We start from the raw sequence: 2,187 nt of genomic DNA, 5'->3' as shown, positions 1-2,187 counted from the left end.
TGTGTCTGTTGTTTGAGAACTCAATAGTGTGCCAAGTTTGTTGATACCGATTATGTAATGTGATTGGTTGAAATGTGCTGTGTGCGCCATCCCGTGGTGTGCATGGTTTTTTTAGCTGGTTTCAAATTTTGTGCAGCCTTTGTCGCCGTTATTTCCGGTGGTTTTGGTTGTGTCTGTTTTTGTTTTACTTCAACGGAGAGTTTGATCCTGGCTCAGGATGAACGCTGGCGGCGTGCTTAACACATGCAAGTCGAACGATGATGCCCACTTGTGGGTGGATTAGTGGCGAACGGGTGAGTAACACGTGAGTAACCTGCCCTTGACTCTGGGATAAGCCTGGGAAACTGGGTCTAATACCGGATATGACTGACTATCGCATGGTGGTTGGTGGAAAGCTTTTGTGGTTTTGGATGGACTCGCGGCCTATCAGCTTGTTGGTGGGGTAATGGCCTACCAAGGCGACGACGGGTAGCCGGCCTGAGAGGGTGACCGGCCACACTGGGACTGAGACACGGCCCAGACTCCTACGGGAGGCAGCAGTGGGGAATATTGCACAATGGGCGCAAGCCTGATGCAGCGACGCCGCGTGAGGGATGACGGCCTTCGGGTTGTAAACCTCTTTCAGTAGGGAAGAAGCGAAAGTGACGGTACCTGCAGAAGAAGCGCCGGCTAACTACGTGCCAGCAGCCGCGGTAATACGTAGGGCGCAAGCGTTATCCGGAATTATTGGGCGTAAAGAGCTCGTAGGCGGTTTGTCGCGTCTGCCGTGAAAGTCCGGGGCTCAACTCCGGATCTGCGGTGGGTACGGGCAGACTAGAGTGATGTAGGGGAGACTGGAATTCCTGGTGTAGCGGTGAAATGCGCAGATATCAGGAGGAACACCGATGGCGAAGGCAGGTCTCTGGGCATTAACTGACGCTGAGGAGCGAAAGCATGGGGAGCGAACAGGATTAGATACCCTGGTAGTCCATGCCGTAAACGTTGGGCACTAGGTGTGGGGGACATTCCACGTTTTCCGCGCCGTAGCTAACGCATTAAGTGCCCCGCCTGGGGAGTACGGCCGCAAGGCTAAAACTCAAAGGAATTGACGGGGGCCCGCACAAGCGGCGGAGCATGCGGATTAATTCGATGCAACGCGAAGAACCTTACCAAGGCTTGACATGAACCAGACCGGGCTGGAAACAGTCCTTCCCCTTGTGGGTTGGTTTACAGGTGGTGCATGGTTGTCGTCAGCTCGTGTCGTGAGATGTTGGGTTAAGTCCCGCAACGAGCGCAACCCTCGTTCTATGTTGCCAGCACGTGATGGTGGGGACTCATAGGAGACTGCCGGGGTCAACTCGGAGGAAGGTGGGGACGACGTCAAATCATCATGCCCCTTATGTCTTGGGCTTCACGCATGCTACAATGGCCGGTACAAAGGGTTGCGATACTGTGAGGTGGAGCTAATCCCAAAAAGCCGGTCTCAGTTCGGATTGGGGTCTGCAACTCGACCCCATGAAGTCGGAGTCGCTAGTAATCGCAGATCAGCAACGCTGCGGTGAATACGTTCCCGGGCCTTGTACACACCGCCCGTCAAGTCACGAAAGTTGGTAACACCCGAAGCCGGTGGCCTAACCCCTTGTGGGAGGGAGCTGTCGAAGGTGGGACTGGCGATTGGGACTAAGTCGTAACAAGGTAGCCGTACCGGAAGGTGCGGCTGGATCACCTCCTTTCTAAGGAGCACCTACAACCAGCCACTCATCGTGTATGCGGTGGGGTTGGGGTTGTCAGGAAGCAAGCCCGTTGCGCAGGCGATTGTCCTGCGGCGGGTGCTCATGGGTGGAATATCAACAAATAGCGGCTGTTGTGTTGTCGTGTCCTTCTCTAGTACGAGCCCCACCTGGTGGTGGTTCTGGAACGGTGGGCGTGGTGATGTGGTGGTTTTCGTGTTTGGCACACTGTTGGGTCCTGAGGCAACAGGGCCGGGAGATGGCTCCTTTCTTTTGTGGGGGGGTGTGTTCCGGGTTTGTTTGTTTCTGGTTTTCCTGGCCATGACGGTCCACGCGCTTTTGGGTGTGTGGGGTGTGTGGTTTGGGGTTGTTGTTTGAGAACTACATAGTGGACGCGAGCATCTTGTATAAGAAGCAATTTCCAAGAATATGAACCTGGATCTGGCCGCACTTTGGTGTGGTTGGTTTTCGTGGTTCT

General features: G+C 54.7%; 1 rRNA gene. It reads left to right on the top strand.

The features are described 5' to 3' along the window. Positions 1-189 precede the first annotated feature (189 nt). Positions 190-1,712 (top strand): 16S ribosomal RNA (locus RM50_RS19155). The last annotated feature ends 475 nt before the right edge of the window (positions 1,713-2,187 follow it).

This window comes from Pseudarthrobacter phenanthrenivorans (assembly GCF_000813845.1).
Lineage (GTDB): Bacteria > Actinomycetota > Actinomycetes > Actinomycetales > Micrococcaceae > Arthrobacter > Arthrobacter phenanthrenivorans_B.
This window is presented reverse-complemented; position numbering and strand designations above follow the sequence as displayed.